Here is a 25,881-nt window from a genome sequence, read left to right on the forward strand (position 1 = left end):
TGCATTCTGCAATCGGTTGCACGATAATAAAACCGATACGATAATGCAACCGGTTTTGGAGAAAAATCTCATGAGCATGGATCGCCGGTCCGGGTGTCCGATCAACCTGTCGCTGGAAGTCTTCGGCGATCGCTGGAGCCTGATCATCCTTCGCGACATGATCTTCGGCGGCAGGCGTCATTTTCGCGAGCTGCTCAACGGATCGATGGAAGGCATCGCCTCCAACATCCTCGCCGACCGGCTGAAGCGGCTGATGGAGCTGGGCATGCTGACCAAAGCCGACGACCCCTCGCACAAGCAGAAGGCGATCTACAGCCTGACCGAAATGGCGATCACGCTGGTGCCGATCCTGGCCCATCTCGGCGCCTGGGGCCGCGTCTGGCTGCCGGTCAGCGAAGAACTGTCGATCCGCGCCGAACTTCTGGAAAAGGGCGGACAGCCGATGTGGGACAAATTCATGGACGAGTTGCGCCATGAACATCTCGGCATGCCGCTCGATACTGCAGCGGGTCCTTCTGTCCGCGCGACCTTGCAGGCCGCCTATGAGGCCGTGGTTGCCAGCAAGGCCCCCGCCGCCAGCACAGCCGCGTAATTAACTTATTTTCCCGTTTTGGGGCCGACTCTGCTAGAAGAGGCGGAAAATCACAATTTACGGGATTGGATAAGGTCTTGGTTGAAAACTCTCGGGATGCTGCCCGCGCGCGCGCCGACCTGCGTTTCAAGAAGCAGGAAGAGGCGGCAACCGTCCGCCAGAAGGCGATGGCCGAATACGTCGCCGAGAGCGACGCCCGCCAGGCCAAGACCAACAAGCTGCGGGCGCTGCGTCTCGCCAAGGAAGCCGAAGACCTAGCCAATGCGCCGGCGGCACCCGCCAAGAAGCCGGCCCGCGCCAAGAAAAAATAGCAGCCACCCCTTGAGCCATAAGCGCTAATGCCTGTCCTGATGGTATCGGTGAAAGCTGCTTCCATCCCGCCCCTTCACGCGAAGCAATTTCAACCGAAACGGGGATGTTATCTCGCCCGTCGACGGTCGATGATCGACGCGTTTTCAAACAGGAGACTGCCATGACCGCACTGCCGCTCGAAAAAGCCAGGCAAATCATCGATGCCGCCTTTGCCAAGGGCGCCGATCTCAAGCTCAAGCCGCTCGGCGTTTCGGTGCTTGATGCCGGCGGGCATCTGGTCGCCTTCCAGCGCCAGGACGGCGCCTCGTTCCTGCGCCCGCAAATGTCGGCCGGCAAGGCCTACGGTGCGCTCGCCATCGGCATGGGCTCACGCAAAGTCGAGGCCTTCGCCAAGGAGCGTCCGCATCTCGTCGCCGGCATCTCGGACGTCTCGGGCGGACGCGTGCTGCCGGTGGTCGGCGGCGTGCTGATCCGCGACAAGGCCGGAGCCATCATCGGCGCCGTCGGCATCTCAGGCGACACGTCGGACAATGACGAAGCCGCGGCCATCGCCGGCATCGAGGCCGCCGGCTTCACCGCCGATCCGGGCTGAATCCTCTCCACTTTGGTCATCGCTTGGCGAAGTAGGAGCGAAGCTCCGTCGCGGAGGCCCTGGGATGACGAAGCGATGCGCGTTTCTGCCAATCGCTTCGCTGAGGAACTAATTCAGATTGATGTCTCGGCTGGCCGATCGCATCGACACCGCGAATCCGGCCAGCACATCGAACAGCGCGATGACCATCAGCGTGAAGAAGACGGAATGGGCGGCGCCCTTCACCAGCAGGAACTCGACCAGGAAGGCCACGAACACCAGCGTCGACAGAAGATGGTCCATGATCGAGGCGTTGGTCGTGCGCACCGACTTCGCCATTTCGAGGAACAGGAAGACCAGCCCGATCAGTATCATCAGGTCGCCCAGCGTCATCGAGAACACGCCGCCCGACATCATGCTGAAGGAGAAGACCTCGCTCGCCCACGGATCGTCACCGCTGCCGAAAATTCCCAGCAGTCCGAGGTTGTAGAGCACGAAAGGCACGATCAGCAGCGGAATGGCACCGAACATCTGGCGTCTCCATGTGGGGGCGATCCTTTGTAGAATGCGCCATAGCCACGTCGTCAAGATGTTTCGCCATCGGCGCTGAACACGGTCGAAGACCGCACGCAACAACCATGTCAGCCGATTGCCGGCCGAAGGATTTGCAACGTCGGCGGTGCACGCCTGCGCTGCCGGCCCGCCCAAACGCAAAAGGACCAGCCACCGGCCGGTCCTTTTGGAAATTCAAACCTTTGAAAAAGCTGGTCTCAACTTTCCTTGGGGGTCAACACCTGGCGACCGCGATACATGCCGGTCTTCAGGTCGATATGGTGCGGACGGCGCATTTCGCCGGAATTCTTGTCCTCGACATAGGTCGGGGCCTTGAGGGCGTCGGCCGAGCGGCGCATGCCGCGCTTGGACGGAGAGGTTTTTCGTTTCGGAACGGCCATGGATATGCTCCACTACATGGTCAAAAAGCCCCGCCCGCCCTCGTGAAAGGGCCATGTCGGGGCCGGAATCTGAGAAAGTCGGGTGCCTATACACGCCCTGTGCCGTTTTGGCCAGCACTGGCGCGAATTTTTTTGGATCGGCTAGCGGAGGCAACCGACATAGGCGCCGGAGCGGCCGGCGCGCCGCTCGATCAGATTGGCGAGCCGCCTCAAGCCAGGCCCGGGTTTGGCCGGATTGCGGGCAATCGGATTTGGCAAGGAGACCGCAAGCAAGGCGGCCTGCCGTCGCGACAGCTGTTTTGCCGAAACGCCGAAATGGTGCTGTGCCGCAGCCTCGATGCCGTAGATGCCCGGCCCCCACTCGGCGATGTTGAGGTAGATTTCCATAATGCGCCGTTTCGACATCACCGCATCGAAATAGACGGCCAGCGGCAATTCGACCACCTTGCGCACCGAGCCCAGCGGCCGCGACCAGAGAAACAGGTTCTTGACCGTCTGCATGGTGATGGTCGAGGCGCCGCGCGTTGCTTCGCCGGCCAGCGCATCGTCGACGACGCCCCGCAATTCGCCGAGATCGACGCCACGATGAAAGCAGAACTGCCCGTCCTCCGACATGATGACGGAATTGGCCAGCACCGGCGACACGTCGTCGATCGACACCCAGCGGCGGTCGTAACCGGAGAACGTCGCCAGGTCCTTCAGCATCAGCGTCGAGACAGGATGCACGAAGAATGGCAGGTACAGAAACGTCAGCACGACCGGAATCAAAGCCAGCACCGCGGCCACGACGATGCCGCGCCGGACCCAGCGCTTGAGACCACGGCGGTTTACGCCCCGCGATCTCGTCGCCATGTCCAGTCTTTCGGTTTCATGATCGACGATCGGTTCCGCCAAGCCGCCCAACCCGTGCTTCTCCCTGCCCCGGCATAATGGCGCTTGGCTTCTTGCGCAACGTCTGAGTGTCGGCTACCGGTCCGGGCCATGACGAATGACGACCAAATGGCGTTCGAAATGGCGCTGATCAGACGGGCAGCCGCCGTCGAGGTGCTGCTGCGGCGGCTGCTCGACGACCGTGCGCTTTCGGGCGAGATCGCGCGGCCTGAGCGTTTGATGGCGGCGATGCGGCACGGCGTGCTGAACGGCGGCAAGCGCCTGCGCCCTTTCCTGGTCATGGAAAGTGCCGCCCTTTTTTCCGCCGATGGCGAGGCGGCATTGCGCGTCGCCGCAGCCCTTGAATGCGTGCATTGCTATTCGCTGATACACGACGATCTGCCCGCCATGGACGACGACGATCTGCGCCGTGGCCAGCCGACCGTGCACAGAGCCTTCGACGAAGCGACCGCTATCCTGGCCGGCGACGCCTTGCTGACGCTGGCCTTCGACATCATTGCTGGCGAGGCGACCGCCCTGCCGGCGGAACGGCGGGTAGCCCTGGTGCTGGCGCTTGCCCGTGCGGCCGGAGCCGGTGGCATGGTCGGCGGCCAGAAGCTCGACCTCGAAGCCGAACAGGCGCCGCCGGACGAGACCGGCATCATCCGGCTGCAGGCGATGAAGACCGGCGCGCTGATCCGTTTCGCTTGCGAGGCAGGCGCACTCATTGCCGGTGCACCAGCCGATGACCGCGAGCGGCTGGCCGAATTCGGCTCGGCGATCGGTCTTGCCTTCCAGCTTGCCGACGACCTGCTCGATTTGACCGCCGATGCCAGCCAGATGGGCAAGGCGACCGGCAAGGACGCCGCCGCCGGCAAGGCGACGCTGGTGGCCTTGCATGGTGCGAATTGGGCACGCGGCCAGCTTCACGGCCTCGTCGAACAGGCCCATGCACTGCTTGAGCCCTATGGCGACGATGCCCAATTGCTGAAGGAAGCGGCGACGTTCGTGGCGGCGCGTAACAGCTGAGGTTGTGCCAGCCGGAACATCGAGCTGATCGACGCACGCACGTCCCCGCCGGCCGGTTCTGAAATAGAGCTTGAGCGGAAGCCTGCCGAGGCAGAGGATCGACATCGCTTTGCCACCGCACGGCAAGCACGCGGTGCGGATAGAGTTGGAGGGATGCCATGTCGACCACCGACAAGCTGTTCACCGGTTCCATTCCCGAAGTCTAGGACCGGGCGATGGTGCCGCTGATCTTCGAGCCCTATGCGCAGGATCTGGCGGAGAGAGTGTCGAAGCTCGGGCCGCAATCGGTGCTCGAAGTGGCGGCGGGCACCGGTGTGGTGACGCGTGCGCTGGCAGCAAGATTGCCGGCGCAAACACGCATCGTGGCCACCGACCTTAACCAGCCGATGCTCGACCACGCGCGCACGCGGATGTCGGACGATCCTCGTATCATCTGGCAGCAGGCCGACGCCCAGGCACTGCCCTTCGAGGACGCCCGGTTCGACGCCGTGGTCTGCCAATTTGGCGCGATGTTCTTCCCCGATCGGGTGGGCGCCTACGGGCAAGCGCGGCGGATGATGCGGCCGGGCGGGCATTTCCTGTTCAACGTCTGGGGTGCCATCGAAGACAACGAGTTCGCCGAGGAAGTGACGCGGGCACTCGGCCATTTCTTTCCGGCCGATCCGCCTCGCTTCATGGCAAGGACGCCGCATGGCTATCACGATGCGGACGTCATCCGCGCCGACCTTCATGCCGCCGGCTTCCGTGACATCACCATAGAGCCGCTGGATGCCGTCAGCGCCGCTTCCTCGCCATATGAGGCGGCCGCGGCCTATTGCCAGGGCACGCCCCTGCGGGCCGAGATCGAGGCGCGCGGTGGCTCGCTGGAGGAGGCGACGCGATACGTGGCGAATGCCCTTGGGAAACGGTTCGGGGAAGGTCCGGTGAGTGGCCGCATCCGCGCCCTCGTCGTGGAAGCGGCCTAGGCGTGCTGTCCATCCGGCGGCTCGCACGGCCTGCCTACCCGCACGAACGAAATTTTAATGTAAATGAAGCGTAATCCCGGCCATTAAAATGGTGCGTATGTGTTGGGGTTGCGCATGCCTGAATATTCGTCCTTCATCCGGTCGGTCCGGATCCGCTATATTTCAGGGTTGCTGATCTTCGCGCTGGCTTCCGCCGGCATCGTGATTGCGCTTGACCGCGTCAATTCCTTTCGCCGCGACATCGATGCGCTGAGCAGCAATCTCGTCATCTTCACCCGCGACCTGCGCAACGCGACCAGCTTTGCCGAGACGACCGGCACAGCCTGGCGGGCGGAGACACGCGATGCCCTGACCACATCGGCGCGCGGCCATTCGGAGCGTCTGACCGGCGAGATCGAGACGCTGACCGCCCAGCTTGCGGCGATCAAGCCGCGGCTGTCGATCAAGACCGTCAACGAACTCCAGTCCGCTTCCGTCAACGGCGATCTGTTCTGGTCGCCGCGCGACATGGTGCGCAATTTTAACCTGATGTCGGTGGCGCAGAAGGTCGACGAGTGGAGCTATCGCGAAATCCGCAACCAGAACGACCTGTTTGCCCAGCCTATGCTGGTTCGCGTCCGCACCGCCATGGATGATGAGCGCCACCTGGCCGATGCCTCAAGCGACAGACTGCTGCTGTGGGCGAGCGGCATCCTGTTCGCGGCACTTGCCATCGTCGCCTTCTGGATCTTCCGCCCGATGGAAGTGGCAATCCGCCGCGCCTTTGCCGAATCCGCCGAATCCCTGTTCAAGGCCGAGGCCGCCGACCGCGCCAAATCGGAATTCCTGGCCAATATGAGCCACGAAATCCGCACGCCGATGAACGGCGTGCTCGGCATGGCCGAACTGCTGGCGAAGACCGATCTGACCCCGCGCCAAAAGACCTTCACGGACGTCATCGTCAAATCCGGCAACGCGTTGCTCACCATCATCAACGACATCCTCGATTTCTCCAAGATCAATGCCGGCCAGCTCACCCTCGACCCTGCTCCCTTTCGCCTTTCCGAGGCGGTCGAGGATGTGGCGACGCTGGTCTCGGCGCGCGTCGCCGAAAAGAACCTCGAACTGATCGTGCGTGTCGACCCGCGCCTGCCGGCCCATGTCGTCGGCGACGCCGGCCGGTTCCGGCAGATCATCACCAACCTGCTTGGCAATGCCGTGAAGTTCACCGAAAAGGGTCATGTGCTGATCGATGTCGGCGGCGAAATCGTCAACGACGTGGTCCAGCTCAAGGTCCGCGTCGAAGACACCGGCATCGGCATACCGGCCGAGAAACTGCAGAATGTATTCGAGAAATTCGCGCAGGTGGACGGCTCGTCCACCCGCCGTCATGAGGGCACGGGGCTGGGCCTCGCCATCGCCGCCCGCCTCGTCGACCTGATGGCAGGCAAGATCGGTGTCGAGAGCGAGATCGGCCGCGGCTCGGTGTTCTGGTTCGCGGTGCCGCTGGCCGCGCATCAGGCGGCGGCGCGCGACGAGATCGTGCCGGTCGACGTCACCGGCGCGCGCGTGCTGGTCATCGACGACAATCCGGTCAACCGCGAAATCCTGCTCGAGCAGCTCAGAAGCTGGAGCTTCGATTGCGCCGCCGCCGAAAGCGGCGCGGTTGGGCTTGCTTTCCTCGACCGCGCCTTTCAATTGGGCGCCGCCGTCGACTGCATCATCCTCGACTACCAAATGCCGGGCATGAACGGCGCCGACGTCGCCAGAGCCATTGCTTCCGACAGCCGGCTGTCCTCCATCCCGGTGGTGTTGCTGACCTCGGTCGACCAGGTCGATTTCGGCAAGATGATCATCGACTACGGCATTGCAGCACACCTGACCAAGCCGGCGCGCTCCGCGGTGCTGCTCGGCACGGTCATCTCGGTGATCCAGAAGGCCCGCTCGCAGGTCGGCAAGGCGCGGTTCGTCCGCGAACCGATCGTGCAGGCTCCCCCGGCGGCGCCGCCCGCCTTCACCGTCATCCGCGGCCCGGCAATGCCGGTCGCGGCAGCGCCGGAATCGACAACCGCGCCGAACGGACCGATCGACATCCTCATTGCCGAGGACAATGACGTGAACCAGCTGGTGTTCGGCCAAATCCTCAACGGGTTGGGCTTGAGCTACCGCATCGCCGGCAATGGCCGCACGGCGGTCGAGATGTACCGGGCGCTGCGCCCCAAGCTGATCCTGATGGATGTCTCGATGCCCGAAATGAACGGCTATGAGGCGACCCGCGCCATCCGGGCGATGGAGGTCTCGACGGGCGCCCACATCCCGATCATCGGCGTCACCGCGCACGCGCTGAAGGGTGATCGCGACAAGTGCATCGAATCAGGCATGGACGACTATCTGCCGAAGCCAGTTTCGCCCGACCGCCTGGGCACCAAGATCGGCACCTGGCTCAGCGAAACGGTGGTGGCGAAGACCGCCTAGGCTGCATCCATGGGATGCGTCAGACGGCTGCTGCCTCCAGACGATAGCGGCGCATCCAGTCGAGGCTTGTCGCGTCAGCAAGCTTTGCAACGCCGGGGCTTACATCCTCCTCGTCAGGCGCTCGGACCCTCAGGGCTTCGCAGATGCCTAGCAATGTCGCGGCCGGATTGCCTGAAAGGCGCTCATAGCCGACACGCAGCGGGGATATGCCTTGCTCTGCGAACCAAATGTTCCAGGCCGCGTCATAGGTCTCGAGTTCCGTGACCTCTCGTTTGATCCGCTCGAAATCATATTGAGGCTCTTTCGGCGGCGCGACCCTTTCGATCTCGGTGCCGTCGGGAGCGATATGCCAAAGACCGGTCTGCTCTGCCTTGATCAGGGAGACAGCCTGCGCGAGCTTGTCCTCCCGCGAGAGGTGTATGTAGAGAACATTGCCGAATGCTCTTTCGAACCGCGCTCTGTCCGACGGCAGTTTCGGGAAAATCCGGTCGAGGATCGTCGAAAGCTCATCCAGATTTTCGCGCATCAAGCGAAGGCCGAAGAGGCCGGTTCCACCCTTGCCCGCAGCGATCGCCGCGTTGAGATAGGCGACATTGAAGTCGAGCTCACTCATCGTGTCGCGATCGGGCAGCTTCCACTCTTCAGCCCACTCCAGCACATCCTGCCGCCGATAGAATGAGTGCGGATCGCCAGTCGTCTTCGTGGATGCCAGAAGCTTGCACAGCAGCGTGCTTCCGGTCCTCGGCGTGCCGCAGATAATGTATCCATCGAACATGTTGAGACCCATGCTGCTCGTCAAAGACAGGGCCGCCGCCCAGTAAAGATGGCGGCCGCTATAGCTGAAATCTTTGCTGGATGCGACGTTCCGGCTGTCGCTTATAAATGCCTTTCTCAGACAGAACATCGCGCCGGCAGCGGCCAAATTACCGGTTGCGCACCACCACGCACGCCCCACCGACACTTTGCAATTTCTGGCAAATAACGTTGGCATCGGCGCGGCGGTCGACACCGATCCTGACCGCGTAGATGCCGCGCCGGCCGATCGGCGTGCGCACCCGGCTGACCACCGGATCATGCCCGTTGAGCAGGGCCGGGAACCGGCTCCTTACCCTGAGCCACTGGTTGATCGCGGCACTGCGGCGAAAATTGCCGGCCACCTGGATGCCCCATGGCTTTATGTTGATCGAAGCCATGGCCACCGTCCGCGACATGATCACCGGCAGTTTTCGGCAAGCGACGGCAAAATCCGTCTTTGCGTCGAGCGGCTCGACTTTTCCAGCATAGGCCCGGTCCGTGAACTTGTCGGCTGGTTCGCCCATGATGTCTAAGACATAGCTTTCGGTCTCCATTGGCAGGAACCCCCCGGAGCTGAGCCAGCGCGACACCCGGCTCTCGCCGGCATTGTAGGCGGCGGCGGCCAGGCCGAGATTGCCGTAGCCGGTTTTCATTTCGGCGAGATATCTAGCCGAAGCCGGAATCGCCTGGTTGATGTCGAAGGAATTGGCAAGCCCGCGCATCTTGGCGGTGCCCGGCATGAACTGGGCAATGCCTTCGGCGCCGACCGGACTGACGGCGTTGGGATCGAAACGGCTTTCCTTCCAGATCAGCCGGGCGAAGAAATCCCTGGACAGGCCGTTCTGGTCGGCATGCGCCTGGATCAGATTGCAGACTTTGTCGATCAGCCGCTGCTTAGCGGATTGCGGCGGATCGGCCTGCACAAGGGCCGACCAGGTCAGCCCGTACAGCAGGATCAGCGTCGCCCATAGGAAACGCTGCATTTGACTTACTCTGCCGCGGCCTTGCCGCCGCGACCGAACCGCTGTTCGATATAGTCGGCGACCATTTTCTCGAAATCCGCGGCGATCGACGGCCCGCGCAGCGTCGCCGCCTTCTTGCCGTCGACGAAGACAGGCGCGGTCGGCGTCTCGCCGGTGCCGGGCAGCGAAATGCCGATGTCGGCATGCTTGGACTCGCCCGGGCCGTTGACGATGCAACCCATCACCGCGACCTTGAGGTTCTCGACGCCGGGATATTTGTCGCGCCACACCGGCATATTCTTCCTGAGATCCGCCTGGATGTTCTGGGCAAGTTCCTGGAACACGGTCGAGGTCGTGCGGCCGCAGCCGGGGCAAGCGGCGACGATCGGCACGAACTGCCTGAACCCCATGGTCTGCAGCAATTCCTGCGACACCTGCACCTCGCGCGTGCGGTCGCCATTCGGCTCCGGTGTCAGCGAGATGCGGATGGTGTCGCCGATGCCTTGCTGGAGCAGGATGCCCATGGCGGCCGACGAAGCGACGATGCCCTTCGAGCCCATGCCGGCTTCGGTCAGGCCGAGATGCAGCGCGTGGTTGGAGCGGGTGGCGAGCTCGGTATAGACGGCGATCAGGTCCTGCACGCCGCTGACCTTGGCCGACAGGATGATTTTCTCGCGGCCAAGGCCGATCTCTTCCGCCATCTCGGCCGACAGGATCGCCGACTGCACGATCGCCTCGCGCATCACCTCCTGGGCCGTCAGCGGGAAACCCTTGTCCTGGTTGTCGTCCATCAGCCGGGTCAAAAGCTCCTGGTCGAGCGAGCCCCAGTTGACACCGATGCGTACCGGCTTGTCATGCTTGATCGCCATCTCGACGATATCGGCGAACTGGCGGTCCTTCTTGTCCTTGAAGCCGACATTGCCCGGATTGATGCGGTATTTGGCCAGCGCCTCGGCGCAGGCCGGATGATCGGCCAAAAGCTTGTGGCCGATATAGTGGAAATCGCCGACCAGCGGCACGTGGATACCCAGCCGCTGAAGCCGCTCATGAATGCGCGGCACGGCGGCGGCGCTCTCGTCGCGATCGACGGTGATGCGCACGATCTCCGACCCGGCCCGGTGCAGGGCTGCGACCTGCGCAACGGTCTGGTCGATATCGGCCGTGTCGGTGTTGGTCATCGATTGGACGACGACAGGCGCGCCGCCGCCGACGATCACGCCGCCGACATCGACGCCGACCGACGTACGGCGGGGAAAAGGAGAGGAAAAATATCCGGTCATGCCGGCAGCCTTTTGTCTCTGGAGCATCTTGTGTCCTGCATGGACGCACAACGACGCCCCGGGCCGATGCGCTGAGGTCCGGGCATGAGGTGGAGGAGCAAAGATGGCTTGTCAATGGCGACAGGTCGCCACTGGCCGGAATCGGTCCGCCACCAGAGGCCAGGAAACAATCGATGATCTGGCGAAACGGGCGACGGCCGAAGCGGAAATTGAGCCTGTGCAAGTCCAGCTTCGGCTGACAGACCGGTGCTGGAAATCAAAACCCTCCACACCGGCGGCGTGGTGCCGCCGGGAAAAGAGGCCGCGGATATTGGGCGGCTATGTCAGGAGGGTATCAATGCGTGGTCGGTTTGCCTCTTAGTTTTTCAATCTCGTCCTTGAGTGCCAGCTTGCGTCGCTTGAGATTCACGATTTCGAGGTCGTCGACCGATGGATGATTCATCGCGTCATCGATTTCACGTTCGATGTCGCCGTGTTTCCGCTGCAACTCATCAAGATGGGATGCAAGAGACATGATTGGTTCTCCCTTTCATGGTTTTCCTCGATTGCAACCGTCACGGCGCGTCCACCGCAGGTTCGCTTCTGTGACGGCACGGTGACAGTGTGTCACCTTCCGCGGGCGATGTCGAATGATCCGTGGTAGCATTCCACGACACTGTGAAATGTGATATGGGCTGCACGCCGGTGACAAAACACCCGGCCCCGCCCAATCAGGCCCAGCTTTGGGCGCCGCAGACGTGCAGACGGTAGAGAATGTCCGATCAGGAACAGGCCGATATTCGCCTCGAATTTTCCCGCCTGAAGCAGGAACACGCCGATTTCGATGCCGCCATCAACGCGATGATCGCCATGGCCTGCGATCCGCTGCAGATCCAGCGCATGAAGAAGAAGAAGCTGTTCCTCAAGGATCGGCTGATGGCACTGGAAGACAAGATCATTCCCGACATCATTGCGTGAGTTGGCATTCGCTCGCCCGCGCGCTACCCGGCGATCGAAAGCTTTGCGGCACGATCACGCAGCAGGCCGATGAGTTCGCCGGTCCGCTCCTCGGACGTATCGATGGGGACCACCAGGCACATCGTCGCCTCGACCTTGCCCGGCGCTGAAAACACCGGTGCGGCAAGGCACTTCGTATAGGCATCGACAAGGCCCGAAGTGACGCAATGGCCGGTGACCTGCGCTTTTGCGATGTCGGCGACGAAATCGTCAAGCCGCAGTTTGCGCCCGTCGGGCAGCACGAGATCGTCGTTTGACACCATGTCTTCGATCTCAGCCTTCTCCAGCCCCGCCAGAAGCAGCCGCCCCGAGGCTGTCCAGGGCAGCGGTATCTGCAAGCCGGTGGCGGAACTGATGCGGAACGGTCTGGTGCCGGGACTCGCATGGACGATCGTATAGCGGCCGCTCTGCAGCATGCACAGTTCGGAAGTCTCGCCGGTCTCGCGCGACAGATTGTCGACCTCCTGGCGCCCCCGCCTCAACAGGTCGTTGCCCCGCACATAGTCCATTCCGTAGAGATAGAGCTTCTTGCCGAAATAGACGCGATTGCCGTCGCCTTCCATTTCCAGCAGTCCCGCATCGACCAGCGACCGCACCAGCGTATAGGTCGTCGAGCGGGGCGCGTTCACGCCCTTGGCAAGGTCGCCAATGCCGATCGCGCGCTGGGTCGTGTGAAGAAACTCCAGAATCTCGAGCACCCGGTTGAGCCCCTTTTCACGGGAGCCCGAAATCTTCTCGCCGGCTGAAAGTGCCGAGGTATTGCCATCTTGCATTGTTGATTCCCGGTGTTAGTATCTGTCCTGTACAGGATACATGCGTCTCTTGTAAGAGACAATCGCTTCGACGTCACTGACGCGTGTATTGCCTGTGCAAGGGGAACACAAACGAAAGGAGGTCGCCGTGAACGACACATCCGGAAGACGTGATTTTCTGAAATTGGGAATGGCGGGACTGGCCGCGGCCGGCGTCGTGGGTGCGGCGGTAACCGTCGATGCCCAAAAGGCCGCTGCCCAGGCAGCACCCGACAGCCTGCTGCGCACCGTGCTCGATCGCGGCAAGCTGATCGTCGGCACCGGCAGCACCAATGCGCCGTGGCACTTCGAGAACGATGCCGGCGAACTCGTCGGCATGGACATCACCATGGGGCGCATTCTTGCCAAGGGCCTTTTCGACGATCCGACCAAGGTCGAGTTCGTGATGCAGGATCCGGCACAGCGCATCCCCAACGTCACCACCAACAAGGTCGACATCACCATTCAGTTCATGACGATGAGCGCCCAGCGCTCGCAGCTGGTCAATTTTTCCCGGCCTTACTACGTCGAGGGCGTCGCCCTGCTGAGCCTTCCGACCGCCGAGAACAAGACCTTCGACAAGCTGCTTGCCGGCGGCTCGGCGACACGCGTCTCCATCCTGCAGAATGTCGATGCCGAGGCGCAGGTGCATTCGGTGCTGCCCGAGTGCCAGGTTATGCAGATCGATACCCAGGCCAACGTGCTGCAGGCACTGGAATCGAAACGCGTCGACGCCGCTGCCGTCGATCTGTCCACGGTGCGCTGGCTCGCCTCGCGCAATCCGGACAGATATTTCGACGCCGGCAAGAGCTGGCTGAGCATGCTTTATGGCGCGGCACTCCGGCAAGGCGACCTTGACTGGCTGACCTTCGTCAACTCGACCTTCACCATCGCCATGTTCGGCCACGAAAACGCACTCTACGATGCCGCCTTCAAGGACTTTTTCGGACAGGAGCCGCCGGCGCGCCATCCCGGCTCCCCCGCCATCTCCCCTGCGGGGCGGAAGGGCGTAACCCGCCCCCTCCCGCCTCCCTAGAGCAATTCCAGGAAAAGTGTGAAACGGTTTTCCGCCCGGAATTGCGTCAAAACAAAGAGTTAGAGCGGGTCGCCGTTTCCGTGAAACGGTGAACTGCTCTAAGCCTGCGGCACTGAGGCGGACGCATGGGCTATGCCCTTAATTTCAACCTGATCTGGCGGCACTTCGACAAGCTGTGGGGAGGACTGCTGCTCAGTCTCGAGCTCGCCGTCATATCGATCGCCATCGGCACCGTCATCGGCCTGGTTCTGGCGGTCTGGTACGTGTCTGCCGGACGCATCGTGCGCACCATCATCGCCGCCTACGTCGAATTCATCCGCAACGTGCCGCTGATCCTGCTCGTCTACCTCGTCTTCTACGGCCTGCCGACAGTGGTCGACATCGCCTACAGCGCGCCGACCTCGTTCGTCGTCACGCTGTCGCTCTATAGCGGCGCCTATCTGGTCGAGGTGTTTCGCTCCGGGCTCGAAGCCGTTCCGCGCGGACAGCTGGACGCCGGCAAGGCAATCGGCCTGACGCCCTGGCAAAGGCTGCTCAACGTGCGCCTGCCGACCATGCTGCGCATCACCTTGCCGGCATTGTCCAACACCTTCATATCGCTGTTCAAGGACACCTCCGTCGCCTCGGTCATTTCGGTGCCGGAGCTGACCTATGGCGCCCAGTGGATCAACTTCAACACCTTCCGCATCGTCGAGGTCTATCTCGTGGTCACGGCGATGTATCTGGTGACCGGCTACATCTTGCTTTTTGCGCTTCGGCTTGTCGAGCGCCGGTTCAGGGCGGCGCGCTGACATGCTGACCCAGATCGCCTATGCCTTGCCTTTCCTCGCCCAGGGCTTTGCGCTGACACTGTGGGTATCCCTGCTGGTCGTGGTGTTTTCGCTGATTGCCGGCGTGATCATGGGCGTCGGTCTGGTCTATGGCCCGGTGCCGTTGCAATGGGCCGTGCGCATCTTCAGCGACACCATCCGCGGCATCCCGATCCTGGTGCTCATCTTCTTTGTCTATTACGGACTGCCGGCCGTCGGGCTTCATCTGCCGTCGTTCTGGGCCGCCGTGCTGGCGCTGACCCTGTTCAAGACAGCCCAGGTCGTCGAATATTTCAGAGGTGCTGTCGGCTCCATTCCGAAAGGGCAGTCCGAGGCGGCGATGGCGATCGGACTCACCTTTCGCCAGCGGCTCGCCTACGTCATTTTCCCACAGGCGTTCAGGCGCTTCCTGCCGCCCTGGATCAACGGCGTCACCGATGCGGTCAAGGGCAGCGCGCTGGTATCGCTGCTCGGCATCACCGACCTGATGCAGGCCATCAACCAGGTCATCGGCCGCACCTACGAGGCCATGCCGCTCTATATTCTCGGCGCGCTCATCTACTTCGCGGTCAACTATGCCCTTTCGCTCGCCAGCCGGCGGCTCGAGCGGCGTTTCTCCTTCATCCGGGAATAGCAATGTCCACAAGTCCGAAAAACACCCCGGCCCTTCTCGACGTCCTGGACGTTTCCAAAGCCTTTGGGACCGTCCAGGTCCTGCGTTCGGTCAGCCTGCAGGTGGCGAAGGGGGAGGTGGTGACGGTCATCGGCCCCTCCGGCAGCGGCAAAACCACGCTGCTGCGTTGCGTCAACTTTCTCGAAAGCTATGACAGCGGTTCGATTCGCATCGACGACAAGGAGGTCGGCTTTCGCGAAGCCGGAACCCGCCAGCGTCGCAGCGAACGCGATCTCGCCGCGATGCGCGCCGAGACCGGCATGGTGTTCCAGAGCTTCAACCTCTTTCCGCACCTGACAGCCGCCGGCAACATCATGCTTGGCCTCACCAAGGTGCGCGGCAAGAGCAACGCCGAAGCGCGCACCATCGCCGAACACTGGCTCGGCCGGGTCGGTCTAGCCCACAAGGCCGACAGCCTGCCCGCCGAACTGTCCGGCGGCCAGCAGCAGCGCGTCGGCATTGCCCGCGCCGTGGCCATGGGGCCGAAGATCCTGCTTCTCGACGAGATAACATCCGCGCTCGACCCGGAACTGGTCGGCGAGGTGCTTGAGGTCGTGCGCAGCCTGGCCGAGGACGGCATGACGATGGTGATGGTCACGCACGAAATGGCCTTTGCCCGAGATGCCTCGAGCCGCATCATCTTCATGGCCGATGGCGGCGTCAGCGCGGCGGGTCCACCCGCCGAAATCCTGGCAGCCGACACCGACAATGAGCGCCTGCGCACCTTCCTGGCACGCTTCCGCGCCTCGCATTTCTAGAACGGGACAGCGAACGCTGTCGTAAGGAGCCTTCTTTCATGACGCCTTATATCCGGCTCGCCGCGTTGGGCCTGACGCTGCCCGAGCCGCCGACCCCGATCGCCAACTTCGTCACCCATGCCGAAAGCGGCCGGCTGATCTTCCTGTCCGGCCAGGGACCGCTGCGCACCGATGGCAAACTGTTCACCGGCAAGGTAGGAGACGATGTCACCGTCGAGCAGGCTTATGGCCATGCCCGCCTCACCGGCCTCAATCTGCTTGCCGTCATGCACGCAGCCACCGGCGACCTTGGCCGGATCGTGCGCGTCGTCAAGCTGCTCGGCTTCGTCAACGCCATACCGACCTTCAGCGACCACCCGAAAGTGGTCAATGGCTGTTCCGACCTGTTTGCCGATGTGTTCGACAATATCGGCGGCCATGCCCGCTCGGCGATCGGCGTCGGCTCCTTGCCTGGAAACATCACCGTTGAAATCGAGGCGGTTGTCGAGATCGCCGCCTGACCTTTAGAAGAATGGAATCCGAGAGATGAAAACCACTTCCACCGACGGCTCCAACACCACCATCCGCGAACGGCTCGGCCTTCGCCCGATCATCAATGTCTCCGGCACGATGACCGCGCTCGGCGCGTCGATCATTGTCCCCGAAGCGATCAGCGCCATGGCGGAAATGGCCTCGCAATGGGTGGAAATGGATGACCTGCAACGCGCCGCAAGCACGATCGTCGCGCGCCTGACCGGCGGCGAAACCGGTTTCATCACTGCCTGCTGCGCCAGCGGCATCACCATGGCGATCGCCGGTGCGATGACGGGGACCAATCTGCTCGCCATCGAGCGGCTGCCTGATAACACGGAAGGTCTCAAGTCGGAGGTCATCGTCCAGCTCGGCCACATCGTCAACTATGGTGCGCCGATCGACCAGTCGGTCCGGCTGGCGGGCGCCAGGGTCGTGCCGGCCGGCACGGTCAGCGTGACGCAGGACTATCATGTGCGCGACGCGATCAACGACCGCACGGCGGCGGGCCTCTATGTCGTTGCGCACCACACCGTGCAGTATGGCATGCTGTCGCTGGAGGAATTCTGCGAGATCTGCCACGCCAGGGGTGTCCCGGTGATCGTGGATGCGGCTTCAGAGTATGATCTGCGCGACTTCCTGGCGCGCGGCGCCGACATTGTCATCTACAGCGGCCACAAATTCCTGAGCGGGCCGACCAGCGGCATCGTCACCGGCCGCAAGGATCTGGTTCGCGCCGCTTATCTGCAGAACCGCGGCGTCGCCCGCGCCATGAAGGTCGGCAAGGAAAGCATCGCCGGCACCATGGCCGCACTGGAAGCCTGGGAAAAGCGCGACCATGCCGGCATCCGCCGCCGCGAAGACGCCGCGCTCAACCTGTGGAAGGACACGTTGCACGGGCTGCCGGGCGTCATCGCGCAGATCATCCCGGATCCGACCGCCAACCCTCTGGATCGGCTTCAGATTTTTGTACTGCCCGAAAGCCGGTTCACGGCGGCCGGTCTCACCTCGGCATTGGCGACGGGCTCGCCGCCGATTATCGTGCGCAACCACGAGGTGGAGCGCGGCCATTTCTTCCTCGACCCCTGCAATCTTCATCCCGGCGAGGCCGAGATCGTCGCCGAACGGCTGCGCGCCATATTGACCGCCAAGGACCGCCCGGCCGATGCGATGAAAGTCGCCCGCAAGGATTCGTCCGGCGTCTTACGCTGGCCAGATTGAACACCCGGCGAATCGCTACCTGAAATGCGTCGGCCGTAACCGGCACGCGCCATCATGCGCCTCCTGCCCTGACGGGCTCTCCAGGGCACCGGCCAGGAAACTGCCGGCTCCCTCTGCGCGCCTTGGCGGTTCCAGCTTGGCGGCTGCTTCACAACTTTTCAACAATAACTTTACAAATATCTATATTTATGTAAAGTTATGACGATGAAGGATCGCTCATGACAGCCAACCGTTTCGCCACGCGCCTGAATTCCTTTGCCTCGCGACCGCAGGCCGAGTGGCCCGATCTTACCGGCAAGCCGTCGCTGCTGCAGATGGCGGCGCGCGCCGCCAAGGTCGAGGGGCTTACCGATCTCGACCTCAACTTTCCTGACCACGTCGGTGAAAAGCCCACGGAAATCACCCTGAAACTGGGCGATCTCGGGCTTTCCATCAATGGCTTTGCCATGCGCTACTACTCCAACCCCGCCTTCAAGCTCGGCGCCTTCACCAATCCGGATCCGGCGGTGCGCCGCGAGGCCATCGACCTGACCAAGGCCGGCATCGATGCCGTGCGTGAGGCCGGCGCCAGCCTGATGACGCTGTGGCTCGGCCAAGATGGCTTCGACTACGCCTTCCAGGCCGACTATTCAACGCTTTGGCAACACGAAATTGATGGGATTCGTGAAGTTGCGACACATGATCCCGACTGTCAGATCAGCCTTGAATACAAACCGAACGAACCACGCTCTTACAGCCTGATGCCGGATGCGGCGACGACCTTGCTGGCGATCCGCGATGTGGGCCTGCCCAATCTCGGCGTCACGCTCGATTTCGCTCATGTGCTCTACGCCGACGAACAGCCGGCCTTTGCCGCGGCCCTGGTGGCGCGTCACAGCAAGCTGCTCGGCGTGCACCTGAACGACGGCTACGCCAAGCGCGACGACGGCCTGATGGTCGGCGCGGTGCACACGCTGCAGACCATCGAGCTGCTCAGGCAGATTCGCCGCGACGGTTACGCCGGCGCCATCTATTTCGACACGTTCCCCGATATGACCGGGCTCGATCCGGTGCGCGAGTGCGAAGTCAACATCGCCACCGTCAAGCGCATGCTGCGCGTCGTCGACCGGCTGGAGCAGGACAATCGCCTGTCCGCCGCCATGGACAGCCAGGACGCGGTGACGTCGCAGGCCATCATCCAGGAAATCATGCTCGGGCCGGATAGCTGAGGCATCCGCGCCATCACCGTTTTCAACCAGGGAGGAATACAATGAAACTTCTGCTTGCCACCGCTACCGCCGCACTGATGGCGCTCTCGATCGGCTCTGCCTTTGCCGCCGACCTCGCGCCGCTCAATTCCGACACGGAAAAGGACCGCATCGACTGGTCGCAGGTCGAGGCTAAATTCGGCGCGTTCCCCAAGCTGCCCGAAGGCACCAAGGCAGGCGCGGTCTCCAAGACGCTGACCAATGAATACTGGCGCTCGCTGGGCGAGGGCTACACGGCATTCGGCGCCAAGGTCGGCGTTCCCGTCGTCTATCAGGCAGCGCAGAGCGAGGGCGACCAGCTCGGCCAGCTCACCATCGCCGAAGGCTTGGTGACGCAGGGCTACAACGTGCTGCTCGTCTCGCCGCAGACGGATGCCAATCTGCAGCCGATCATGGAGCAGGCCAAGGCCGCCAACGTGCCGGTGGTCAACGTCAATGACGCCGTTATCCCGCAGGCCGAGCATTATGTCGGCAATGTCCAACGCGACAATGGTGTGCGCGTCGCCAAATGGTTCATCAAGAACCGTCCGAATGGCGGCAAGGTCGCCATCGTCGAAGGTCAGGCTGGCGTCTATGCCGCCGTGCAGCGCACCGACGGCTTCAAGTCGACCATCACCGAGGGGGGCAAATTCGAGGTTGTCGCCAGCGTTCCCGGCAACTGGGACCGCCAAACCTCCTATGACGCGGCCACCAACATCCTGCAGCAGCACCCCGACCTGATCGGCTTCTATGCCAACAATGACGGCATGGCGCTCGGCATCGTCGAGGCTGTCAAGGCCGCCGGCCTGCAGGACAAGGTTGCGGTCTTCGGCACCGACGGCATTTCCGATGCCTACGCCTCCATACGGGCCGGCGAACTGACCGGCACGGTCGACAGCTTCCCGGTGCTGACCGGCGAAGTGGCGTTGGAAACAGCTCTGCGTCTCGTCGCGGGACAGAAGCTGCCGCGCGTTGTCGCCACGCCGCAGGCGCTGATCACCAAGGACAATGCCGACCGCTATTCCGGCACCGGCGCGCGCAAGGCCCTGCTCGAGGACGCGGCAGCGGGCCAATAAGGCTAATCGGCGGGTGCCGGCCAGAGCAATTCGCTGCCGGCCGGCACTCTTGCCCGGAGATAGAACCCGATGTCACCCCGGCTGCAATTCAAGGGCATTTCCAAGCTGTTTCCGGCCGTACGGGCGCTCCACGAGGTGTCACTCTCGGTCGGGGCCGGTGAAATCCACGGCCTGCTCGGCGAAAACGGCGCCGGCAAGTCGACGCTGCTGCGCGTCCTGTCTGGGGTCTACAGGCCGACAGCGGGAAGCATCCTCATCGACGGCAAGCCGGTTACACTCGCCAACCCGGTCGCCGCACGCGCTGCGGGCGTCGCCATGATCCATCAGGAATTGCAGCAGGTACCGCGCCTCAGCGTCGCCCAGAACATGTTCCTCGGCCATCCGCTGACGCGCGGCGGTATCTTCGTCGCCCGGCGCGAGCAAGAGCGCCGTGCTGCGGATGCTCTTGCGGCCATTGATCCCTCCATCGATCCGGCGGCACCCCTTGGTACCCTGAAGGTGGCGCAGCGGCAGATCGTCGAGATCGCTCGCGCGCTGCTCGATCGCGCCCGCATCGTCGCCATGGACGAGCCGACATCGAGCCTGACGCCGAGCGAATTCGAACGGCTCGCCGAAGTCATTACAGGTTTGGCGCGCGATGGCGTCGCCGTCGTCTATGTCTCGCACAAGCTGGATGAGGTGTTCGGCATCTGCCGGCGCGCCACCATCATGCGCGATGGCGTCGTCGTCGATTCCGTCGATCTGAAAGACCTGTCGGAGAAAGCGGTCGTGGCGATGATGGTCGGCCGCGAACTGGCGCAGGAACACCATAATTCCCATGCCACGAACAAGGTCATGCTGAGCGCGCGTGGCCTCTCTTCGGCGACGAAGGTGCGCAACGTGTCGTTCAATCTGCATTGCGGCGAGGTGCTGGGCATTGCCGGCCTGGTCGGTTCCGGCCGCACTGAACTTTTGCGGCTCTTGGCCGGCGCCGATCGCGCCACGGCCGGGACGATTGCAATCGACGGCAAGGCGGCGCGCTTCGCCAGCCCGCGCGATGCGATTGCCGCCGGCGTCGGACTGGTGCCGGAGGAGCGCAAACGCGAAGGCATCGTGCCGCTGCGCTCGATCACCTGCAATATGGCGCTCGCCTCGATGGCCGTGTTCGCGCCGCGCGGTCTCATCGATCACGCCAGGTTGAAACACGTGGCCGTCGAGAAGATGAGCCGTGTCAACCTGCGGCCGTTTCTGCTCGACCGGCCGATTCGCCTGTTCAGCGGCGGCAACCAGCAGAAGGCGATCATCAGCCGCTGGCTGGCGGCGGGAACCCGCATCCTCTTGTTCGACGAACCGACGCGCGGCATCGATGTCGGCGCCAAGGCGGAGATCTATCATCTGATCGAGGAACTCGCCGCCGAGGGCCATGCCGTGATCGTCGTCTCCTCCGAGCTCCCCGAAGTGATCCGGCTTGCCGACCGCGTGCTGGTCATGCGCGACGGCACGATCGCGGCCGAACTCCACAGAGACGATATCAGCGAACAGGCGATCGCGGCGCACGCCATCCCGCAAACGCAAACGCCGGCCGCGTAACAGGCAAGGCAGAGGTGACGGATATGTCGGATACCACTCTGGTGCGGCCACGCGCCGAATTCCTGCGCGGCGTTTCCATGCGCGACGCCGGCACGCTAATCGGCCTTGTCGTGATCCTGGCAGTATTCGGCGCGCTGGTGCCTGGCTTCTTCGCCGAGCGCAACCTGATCAACATCCTGCAGCAGTCGAGCATCAATGCCTGTCTGGCGCTGGGCATGACGCTGGTCATCATCTCCGGTGGCATCGACCTGTCGGTCGGGCCGACGGCGGCACTCTCGGCCGTCATCTCGGCCTCTATGATGGTCGCCGGCGTGCCGTTTCCGCTGGCCATCGCCGCCGGCTTCGCCATTGGCCTTGCCTGCGGCCTCGTCAACGGCGTGCTCGTCGCCTATGTCGGGCTGCAGCCCTTCATCGTCACATTGGGGACGCTCAGCACCTACCGGGCGCTGGCACTGATCTACACCGGCGGCAATCCGGTTCTGGGCCTGCCCGCGGGGTTCCGCGCCATCTTCAACGGATCGCTGTTTGGACTGCCTCTGGCGGTCGTCATCGTCGCCTGCGTGGCTGTCGTCGCCTGGGTCGTTTTGAAGAAGACGCCCTTCGGCGAATATCTGCTTGCCGTCGGCGGCAACGAGGAGGCGGCCTACATCGCCGGCGTGCCGATTGCCCGCACCAAGATCGCCGCCTACATGATCTCGGGCCTGCTGGCGGCGCTTGCCGCGCAGATCCTGATCGGCCGGCTCGGCGCCGCCGAGCCCATCCTCGGCAATCTCTGGGAACTCGACGCCATCGCGGCTGCCGCCATCGGCGGCGCCTCGCTGATGGGCGGCAAGGGCAGCATCGTCGGCACCATCCTGGGCGCTATCATCCTCGGCGCCATGCGCAACGGTTTGACGCTGATGAACGTCCAGTCCTTCTATCAGCTTCTGGCAACTGGTCTTATAATCCTCGCCGCGATGCTTATCGATCGCGTGACGAGGGGGCGTGGATGACCTTGAGCGGGCTGGACCTGAAAGCGGTAGGACCGCGCATCCGCATGATGATGCCGCATCTCACCCCGTTGGAGGCGAAGGTGGTGGAAACCGTCTTCGGCCGGCGCGGCTTCGATGAGAGCATTCCGCTGAAGCAGATCGCCGAAGAGTCCGGCGTGTCCGAGGCGATGGTGGTCAAGATCGCCAAGAAGCTCGGCTTTTCCGGCTATCGCGACTTCCGCACCGCCGTCTATGAATACAGTCGCCTGCCGACCGCCGAGATGCACCAGGAACTGTCGTCCGACGACAGTTCGGCCGAGATCGTGCAGAAGGTGTTCCGCACCTCCATCCAGGCGCTGGAGGAAACGCTGGCAATCCTCGACATCGAGGATTTCGACCGCGCCGCCGAGCTGCTCTTCCGTGCCAAGAACCGGGATTTCTATGGCGTCGGCGGCTCGGCGCAGATCGCCCGCGATGTCTCGCACAAGTTTCTGCGCATCGGCATCCGCGCATCGGTCTATGACGATTCGCATATGATGCTGATGTCGGCCTCGCTGCTCGGCGGCGACGACATCGCCGTCGGCTTCTCGCATTCGGGCAACACGTCGGCCGTCATCGACGCCATCCAGCTGGCCCGCAAGAACGGTGCCCGCACGCTGGCCATCACCAACTACGACAACTCGCCGCTGGCTGCGGTCGCCGACATCGTGCTTTGCTCGACCGCGCAAGGGTCGCCGCTGATGGGCGAGAACGCAGCGGCGCGCATCGCCCAGCTCAACATCCTCGACGCGCTGTTCGTGGCGGTGGCGCAGCGCGATTATCAGGCGGCGGAGCGCAACCTCGGCCGCACCATGTCGGCGGTGACATCGAAACGAAAAGACCGGGGCTCATGACGACATCGCCGCTGGTCACCGTGTTCGGCAGCTTGCACTACGACATCATGGTCGACGCGCCCGACCGCCCACGCAAGGGCGAGACGGTGACCGGCCATGCCTGGCACCCGAAATGCGGCGGCAAGGGCGGCAACCAGGCTGTCTCGGCGGCGCGGGCCGGTGTGCGCGCGGCGATGATCGGCGCCGTCGGCGGCGATGACTTCGGGCGGGCGTTGCTGGCCAATCTCGATCGCGCCAAGGTCGACCGCCGCTTCGTGCGGGTGGCCGCTGGTGCCGGCTCCGGCATGAGCGTGGCGATCTTCGACGCAGGCGGCGACTATGGCGCGGTGATCGTCTCGGGCAGCAATCTGACACTGGGCCATGCCGACATTGCCTCTGCTTCCGATGTGGTGGGACAGACGGCGGTGCTCCTGCTGCAGAACGAAGTGCCGGAAGCCGCCAACATTGCCGCTGCACGCGCAGTCAAGGCACGGTGCGGCCGCGTCGTGCTCAACGCGGCCCCCGCGCGCAAACTCTCCGAGGAGTTGATCGCCCTGGTCGACATATTGGTGGTCAACGCGATCGAGGCGGAATTCCTGGCCGGCGTGGCGGTGGTCGAGACACTCGACGGGGCCGCGCAAGCCGCGCGGCTATTGGCCGATCTCTATCCGTTGGCGATTGTCACGGCGGGCGGCGAGGGCGTCGCCTGCTGCGACCAGACCGGCGAGGCCTTTGCGCTGCTGGCCGTCCCGGTCAAGGTCGCCAGCACGCATGGCGCCGGCGATGAATTCGTTGGCGCGCTGGCCGCGGGACTTGCCCGTGGGCAGACCATGCGGGCGGCCATCACCGCCGCCAACGCGGCTTCGGCCTTGCTTGTCTCTACGCCGGAGGCCGAGCGCAACGGCATCTGATGGCCTGATTCAACTTTGCCAAAGAGCCGCGGCCGCCGCCTATCCTTGCGGCCTCGCGCGAATTCCGCTAAGGCGCGCCTTTGTCGCCGGGGAACACGGACTTGGACGATCAACGCGCCGACGTCGCCATCATCATGGGCAGCCAGTCCGACTGGGCGACGATGTGCCATGCGGCCGAAACTCTGGAAGCACTCGGCATCCCGCACAAGCGGCTGATCATCTCCGCGCATCGCACGCCGGACCGGCTCTATGATTTCGCCAAGGGCGCCAAGGCGGCCGGCTACAAGGTGATCATCGCCGGCGCCGGCGGTGCGGCGCACCTGCCCGGCATGACGGCGGCGATGACGCCGCTGCCGGTGTTCGGCGTGCCGGTGGAATCGAAAGCGCTTTCCGGGCAGGATTCGCTGCTGTCCATTGTCCAGATGCCGGCCGGCATTCCGGTGGGAACGCTAGCCATCGGCAAGGCCGGCGCCGCCAACGCAGCCCTTCTGGCCGCTGCCGTGCTGGCGCTGAACGATGACAGCCTTGCCGTCCGTCTCGATGCCTGGCGCGCCGCGCAGACCGCCAAGGTCGCTGCCGAACCGACGGATACGCCGTGAGCCTGCCCGCCGGATCGACGATCGGCATCATTGGCGGCGGCCAGCTCGGCCGCATGCTGGCGATATCAGCCGCCCGCCTCGGCTACCGCACCGTGGTGCTGGAGCCGCAAGCGGACTGCCCCGCCGCGCAGGTCGCCAACCGTCAGATAACAGCCGCCTATGACGACAAGGCTGCCCTTGCCGAACTGGCAGCGTCGAGTTCCGTCGTCACCTACGAGTTCGAGAACGTTCCGGTCGCGGCCGCCAGCGCGCTGGCCGCCAAGGTTCCGGTCTATCCGCCGGCGCGCGCGCTGGAAGTGGCGCAGGACCGGGTGGACGAAAAAACATTCCTCAACGGCATCGGCATTGCCACCGCCGATTTCCACGCCGTCGACAATGATGACGAGCTGACGGCGGCGCTGAAAGCGTTCGACGGCAGCGGCATCCTGAAGACTCGGCGCATGGGCTATGACGGCAAGGGCCAGCGCGTCTTCAGCAACATGGAAGCCGGCGGTCTTGCCGGCACCTGCGAGGCGATGGGCAATGTGCCGCTGATCCTGGAGTCCTTCGTGCCGTTCGAGCGCGAGATCTCGGTGATCGCGGCGCGTGGGCTGGACGGTGCGGTCGTCGCCTACGATCCGGCCGAGAATGTCCACCGCAATGGCATTCTCCATACGTCGACCTTGCCGGCCGGCGTAAGGCCCGAAACCGCGACAGCAGCCCGAATGGCGGCATCGACGATATTGTCGGCGCTGAACTATGTCGGTGTCATCGGCGTCGAGTTCTTCGTGCTGGCGGACGGCTCGCTGCTGGCCAACGAGATCGCGCCGCGCGTGCACAATTCCGGCCATTGGACGGAAGCCGCCTGTATCGTTTCGCAGTTCGAGCAGCATATCCGCGCCATCGCCGGCCTGCCGCTCGGCAGCCCGGACCGCCACTCCGACTGCGTGATGGAGAACCTGATCGGCGACGATGTGCTGCGCGTCCCTGAGCTTCTCGCCGAGCCCGATCTGATGCTGCATCTCTACGGCAAGGCCGAAGCGCGGCCCGGCCGCAAGATGGGCCATTTCACTCGGATCAGCCGTCGCGCCTCATAAGGTT

At 63.6% G+C, this 25,881-nt stretch carries 29 protein-coding genes; 21 read left to right on the forward strand and 8 right to left on the reverse strand.

What is annotated here, in order from left to right; translation table 11 throughout:
• Positions 1-70: 70 nt before the first annotated feature.
• The 3 genes from NKI66_RS00620 to NKI66_RS00630 all read left to right on the forward strand — a co-directional run bounded on the left by NKI66_RS00620 (position 71) and on the right by NKI66_RS00630 (position 1,496).
• Positions 71-592, forward strand: coding sequence for a winged helix-turn-helix transcriptional regulator (locus tag NKI66_RS00620; protein ID WP_023810949.1), 522 nt, complete (start codon positions 71-73; stop codon positions 590-592).
• Positions 593-669: 77 nt separating this feature from the next.
• Positions 670-903 (forward strand): hypothetical protein, encoded by a 234-nt coding sequence (locus NKI66_RS00625; RefSeq protein ID WP_023810948.1) that lies wholly within the window; start codon positions 670-672, stop codon positions 901-903.
• 161 nt (positions 904-1,064) lie between these two features.
• Positions 1,065-1,496 carry a GlcG/HbpS family heme-binding protein gene (locus NKI66_RS00630; protein ID WP_023810947.1) on the forward strand — a complete coding sequence of 144 codons (432 nt, stop codon included), beginning with the start codon at positions 1,065-1,067 and terminating at the stop codon, positions 1,494-1,496.
• 108 nt (positions 1,497-1,604) lie between these two features.
• Here NKI66_RS00630 and NKI66_RS00635 read toward each other — a convergent pair whose 3' ends face one another.
• The 3 genes from NKI66_RS00635 to NKI66_RS00645 form a co-directional block, all read right to left on the reverse strand.
• A complete protein-coding gene (locus tag NKI66_RS00635) occupies positions 1,605-2,006 on the reverse strand; it encodes a hypothetical protein (protein WP_023810946.1) in 402 nt (133 codons plus the stop codon).
• A 239-nt stretch (positions 2,007-2,245) separates the two neighbouring features.
• The gene (rpmF, locus tag NKI66_RS00640) at positions 2,246-2,428 is read right to left on the reverse strand and encodes a 50S ribosomal protein L32 (protein ID WP_008834724.1); all 183 of its coding nucleotides are present in this window, start codon (positions 2,426-2,428) and stop codon (positions 2,246-2,248) included.
• A gap of 141 nt (positions 2,429-2,569) precedes the next feature.
• A complete protein-coding gene (locus tag NKI66_RS00645) occupies positions 2,570-3,331 on the reverse strand; it encodes a transglycosylase domain-containing protein (RefSeq protein WP_031213164.1) in 762 nt (253 codons plus the stop codon).
• Between the two features lie 78 nt (positions 3,332-3,409).
• Here NKI66_RS00645 and NKI66_RS00650 point away from each other — a divergent pair, with 78 nt between their 5' ends.
• The 3 genes from NKI66_RS00650 to NKI66_RS00660 all read left to right on the forward strand — a co-directional run bounded on the left by NKI66_RS00650 (position 3,410) and on the right by NKI66_RS00660 (position 7,746).
• Complete coding sequence (locus NKI66_RS00650; protein ID WP_352442020.1) at positions 3,410-4,327, forward strand: polyprenyl synthetase family protein; 918 nt, start codon at positions 3,410-3,412, stop codon at positions 4,325-4,327.
• A 215-nt stretch (positions 4,328-4,542) separates the two neighbouring features.
• Positions 4,543-5,292, forward strand: a complete 750-nt coding sequence (locus NKI66_RS00655; protein ID WP_352750528.1) for a class I SAM-dependent methyltransferase — start codon at positions 4,543-4,545, stop codon at positions 5,290-5,292.
• A gap of 114 nt (positions 5,293-5,406) precedes the next feature.
• Positions 5,407-7,746, forward strand: coding sequence for a response regulator (locus tag NKI66_RS00660; protein WP_352442019.1), 2,340 nt, complete (start codon positions 5,407-5,409; stop codon positions 7,744-7,746).
• A gap of 19 nt (positions 7,747-7,765) precedes the next feature.
• Here the strand turns inward: NKI66_RS00660 and NKI66_RS00665 are convergent, their stop codons facing one another.
• From NKI66_RS00665 to NKI66_RS00680, 4 genes are all read right to left on the reverse strand, one after another.
• A complete protein-coding gene (locus NKI66_RS00665) occupies positions 7,766-8,668 on the reverse strand; it encodes a Stf0 family sulfotransferase (protein WP_245273206.1) in 903 nt (300 codons plus the stop codon).
• Position 8,669: 1 nt separating this feature from the next.
• Complete coding sequence (locus NKI66_RS00670; RefSeq protein ID WP_023810941.1) at positions 8,670-9,524, reverse strand: lytic transglycosylase domain-containing protein; 855 nt, start codon at positions 9,522-9,524, stop codon at positions 8,670-8,672.
• A gap of 5 nt (positions 9,525-9,529) precedes the next feature.
• Positions 9,530-10,783, reverse strand: a complete 1,254-nt coding sequence (ispG, locus tag NKI66_RS00675) for a flavodoxin-dependent (E)-4-hydroxy-3-methylbut-2-enyl-diphosphate synthase (protein WP_023810940.1) — start codon at positions 10,781-10,783, stop codon at positions 9,530-9,532.
• Positions 10,784-11,117: 334 nt separating this feature from the next.
• Positions 11,118-11,297, reverse strand: coding sequence for a YdcH family protein (locus NKI66_RS00680; protein ID WP_013529217.1), 180 nt, complete (start codon positions 11,295-11,297; stop codon positions 11,118-11,120).
• A gap of 239 nt (positions 11,298-11,536) precedes the next feature.
• Between NKI66_RS00680 and NKI66_RS00685 the strand changes: the two genes are divergently transcribed.
• Positions 11,537-11,740 (forward strand): YdcH family protein, encoded by a 204-nt coding sequence (locus NKI66_RS00685; RefSeq protein ID WP_013529216.1) that lies wholly within the window; start codon positions 11,537-11,539, stop codon positions 11,738-11,740.
• Between the two features lie 23 nt (positions 11,741-11,763).
• On the opposite strand, the gene NKI66_RS00690 is transcribed toward NKI66_RS00685, so the two are convergent.
• Positions 11,764-12,552 carry an IclR family transcriptional regulator gene (locus NKI66_RS00690; protein WP_352442017.1) on the reverse strand — a complete coding sequence of 263 codons (789 nt, stop codon included), beginning with the start codon at positions 12,550-12,552 and terminating at the stop codon, positions 11,764-11,766.
• Positions 12,553-12,721: 169 nt separating this feature from the next.
• Here NKI66_RS00690 and NKI66_RS00695 point away from each other — a divergent pair, with 169 nt between their 5' ends.
• The 14 genes from NKI66_RS00695 (at position 12,722) to NKI66_RS00760 (ending at position 25,877) form a co-directional block, all read left to right on the forward strand.
• Positions 12,722-13,606 carry a transporter substrate-binding protein gene (locus NKI66_RS00695; RefSeq protein WP_502900911.1) on the forward strand — a complete coding sequence of 295 codons (885 nt, stop codon included), beginning with the start codon at positions 12,722-12,724 and terminating at the stop codon, positions 13,604-13,606.
• Positions 13,607-13,731: 125 nt separating this feature from the next.
• Positions 13,732-14,397 carry an amino acid ABC transporter permease gene (locus NKI66_RS00700; protein ID WP_023810937.1) on the forward strand — a complete coding sequence of 222 codons (666 nt, stop codon included), beginning with the start codon at positions 13,732-13,734 and terminating at the stop codon, positions 14,395-14,397.
• A gap of 1 nt (position 14,398) precedes the next feature.
• A complete protein-coding gene (locus NKI66_RS00705; RefSeq protein ID WP_023810936.1) occupies positions 14,399-15,049 on the forward strand; it encodes an amino acid ABC transporter permease in 651 nt (216 codons plus the stop codon).
• Between the two features lie 2 nt (positions 15,050-15,051).
• The gene (locus NKI66_RS00710) at positions 15,052-15,846 is read left to right on the forward strand and encodes an amino acid ABC transporter ATP-binding protein (RefSeq protein WP_128305968.1); all 795 of its coding nucleotides are present in this window, start codon (positions 15,052-15,054) and stop codon (positions 15,844-15,846) included.
• A gap of 38 nt (positions 15,847-15,884) precedes the next feature.
• Positions 15,885-16,346: a RidA family protein gene (locus NKI66_RS00715; protein WP_128305969.1), complete on the forward strand. Its 462-nt coding sequence runs from the start codon at positions 15,885-15,887 to the stop codon at positions 16,344-16,346.
• 25 nt (positions 16,347-16,371) lie between these two features.
• The gene (locus tag NKI66_RS00720) at positions 16,372-17,577 is read left to right on the forward strand and encodes an aminotransferase class V-fold PLP-dependent enzyme (RefSeq protein WP_128305970.1); all 1,206 of its coding nucleotides are present in this window, start codon (positions 16,372-16,374) and stop codon (positions 17,575-17,577) included.
• A gap of 218 nt (positions 17,578-17,795) precedes the next feature.
• Positions 17,796-18,785: a TIM barrel protein gene (locus tag NKI66_RS00725; protein WP_352442014.1), complete on the forward strand. Its 990-nt coding sequence runs from the start codon at positions 17,796-17,798 to the stop codon at positions 18,783-18,785.
• 41 nt (positions 18,786-18,826) lie between these two features.
• Positions 18,827-19,879 (forward strand): sugar ABC transporter substrate-binding protein, encoded by a 1,053-nt coding sequence (locus tag NKI66_RS00730; protein WP_352750533.1) that lies wholly within the window; start codon positions 18,827-18,829, stop codon positions 19,877-19,879.
• Positions 19,880-19,948: 69 nt separating this feature from the next.
• Positions 19,949-21,448, forward strand: a complete 1,500-nt coding sequence (locus NKI66_RS00735) for a sugar ABC transporter ATP-binding protein (RefSeq protein WP_128305973.1) — start codon at positions 19,949-19,951, stop codon at positions 21,446-21,448.
• 23 nt (positions 21,449-21,471) lie between these two features.
• A complete protein-coding gene (locus tag NKI66_RS00740) occupies positions 21,472-22,440 on the forward strand; it encodes an ABC transporter permease (protein ID WP_128305974.1) in 969 nt (322 codons plus the stop codon).
• Positions 22,437-23,312, forward strand: coding sequence for a MurR/RpiR family transcriptional regulator (locus NKI66_RS00745; RefSeq protein WP_013529211.1), 876 nt, complete (start codon positions 22,437-22,439; stop codon positions 23,310-23,312). The genes NKI66_RS00740 and NKI66_RS00745 overlap by 4 nt, the downstream gene beginning before the upstream one ends.
• Positions 23,309-24,202, forward strand: coding sequence for a ribokinase (locus tag NKI66_RS00750; protein WP_352750534.1), 894 nt, complete (start codon positions 23,309-23,311; stop codon positions 24,200-24,202). Before NKI66_RS00745 ends, NKI66_RS00750 begins: the two co-directional genes overlap by 4 nt.
• A gap of 101 nt (positions 24,203-24,303) precedes the next feature.
• Positions 24,304-24,801, forward strand: a complete 498-nt coding sequence (gene purE / locus NKI66_RS00755; protein WP_128305976.1) for a 5-(carboxyamino)imidazole ribonucleotide mutase — start codon at positions 24,304-24,306, stop codon at positions 24,799-24,801.
• Complete coding sequence (locus NKI66_RS00760; RefSeq protein WP_352750536.1) at positions 24,798-25,877, forward strand: 5-(carboxyamino)imidazole ribonucleotide synthase; 1,080 nt, start codon at positions 24,798-24,800, stop codon at positions 25,875-25,877. Before purE ends, NKI66_RS00760 begins: the two co-directional genes overlap by 4 nt.
• The last annotated feature ends 4 nt before the right edge of the window (positions 25,878-25,881 follow it).

Origin of the sequence: Mesorhizobium sp. M0518 (assembly GCF_040321125.1) — a bacterium.
GTDB lineage: Bacteria > Pseudomonadota > Alphaproteobacteria > Rhizobiales > Rhizobiaceae > Mesorhizobium.

Bases quoted from the DNA above. Each gene is read 5' to 3' on its own strand.
- NKI66_RS00620 (WP_023810949.1), top strand. From the start codon at position 71: ATGAGCATGGATCGCCGGTCCGGGTGTCCGATCAACCTGTCGCTGGAA.
- NKI66_RS00630 (WP_023810947.1), top strand. From the start codon at position 1,065: ATGACCGCACTGCCGCTCGAAAAAGCCAGGCAAATCATCGATGCCGCC.
- NKI66_RS00635 (WP_023810946.1), bottom strand. From the start codon at position 2,006: ATGTTCGGTGCCATTCCGCTGCTGATCGTGCCTTTCGTGCTCTACAAC.
- rpmF (WP_008834724.1), bottom strand. From the start codon at position 2,428: ATGGCCGTTCCGAAACGAAAAACCTCTCCGTCCAAGCGCGGCATGCGC.
- NKI66_RS00650 (WP_352442020.1), top strand. From the start codon at position 3,410: ATGACGAATGACGACCAAATGGCGTTCGAAATGGCGCTGATCAGACGG.
- NKI66_RS00655 (WP_352750528.1), top strand. From the start codon at position 4,543: ATGGTGCCGCTGATCTTCGAGCCCTATGCGCAGGATCTGGCGGAGAGA.
- NKI66_RS00660 (WP_352442019.1), top strand. From the start codon at position 5,407: ATGCCTGAATATTCGTCCTTCATCCGGTCGGTCCGGATCCGCTATATT.
- NKI66_RS00670 (WP_023810941.1), bottom strand. From the start codon at position 9,524: ATGCAGCGTTTCCTATGGGCGACGCTGATCCTGCTGTACGGGCTGACC.
- ispG (WP_023810940.1), bottom strand. From the start codon at position 10,783: ATGACCGGATATTTTTCCTCTCCTTTTCCCCGCCGTACGTCGGTCGGC.
- NKI66_RS00680 (WP_013529217.1), bottom strand. From the start codon at position 11,297: ATGTCTCTTGCATCCCATCTTGATGAGTTGCAGCGGAAACACGGCGAC.
- NKI66_RS00685 (WP_013529216.1), top strand. From the start codon at position 11,537: ATGTCCGATCAGGAACAGGCCGATATTCGCCTCGAATTTTCCCGCCTG.
- NKI66_RS00690 (WP_352442017.1), bottom strand. From the start codon at position 12,552: ATGCAAGATGGCAATACCTCGGCACTTTCAGCCGGCGAGAAGATTTCG.
- NKI66_RS00695 (WP_502900911.1), top strand. From the start codon at position 12,722: ATGGCGGGACTGGCCGCGGCCGGCGTCGTGGGTGCGGCGGTAACCGTC.
- NKI66_RS00700 (WP_023810937.1), top strand. From the start codon at position 13,732: ATGGGCTATGCCCTTAATTTCAACCTGATCTGGCGGCACTTCGACAAG.
- NKI66_RS00705 (WP_023810936.1), top strand. From the start codon at position 14,399: ATGCTGACCCAGATCGCCTATGCCTTGCCTTTCCTCGCCCAGGGCTTT.
- NKI66_RS00710 (WP_128305968.1), top strand. From the start codon at position 15,052: ATGTCCACAAGTCCGAAAAACACCCCGGCCCTTCTCGACGTCCTGGAC.
- NKI66_RS00715 (WP_128305969.1), top strand. From the start codon at position 15,885: ATGACGCCTTATATCCGGCTCGCCGCGTTGGGCCTGACGCTGCCCGAG.
- NKI66_RS00720 (WP_128305970.1), top strand. From the start codon at position 16,372: ATGAAAACCACTTCCACCGACGGCTCCAACACCACCATCCGCGAACGG.
- NKI66_RS00725 (WP_352442014.1), top strand. From the start codon at position 17,796: ATGACAGCCAACCGTTTCGCCACGCGCCTGAATTCCTTTGCCTCGCGA.
- NKI66_RS00730 (WP_352750533.1), top strand. From the start codon at position 18,827: ATGAAACTTCTGCTTGCCACCGCTACCGCCGCACTGATGGCGCTCTCG.
- NKI66_RS00735 (WP_128305973.1), top strand. From the start codon at position 19,949: ATGTCACCCCGGCTGCAATTCAAGGGCATTTCCAAGCTGTTTCCGGCC.
- NKI66_RS00740 (WP_128305974.1), top strand. From the start codon at position 21,472: ATGTCGGATACCACTCTGGTGCGGCCACGCGCCGAATTCCTGCGCGGC.
- NKI66_RS00745 (WP_013529211.1), top strand. From the start codon at position 22,437: ATGACCTTGAGCGGGCTGGACCTGAAAGCGGTAGGACCGCGCATCCGC.
- NKI66_RS00750 (WP_352750534.1), top strand. From the start codon at position 23,309: ATGACGACATCGCCGCTGGTCACCGTGTTCGGCAGCTTGCACTACGAC.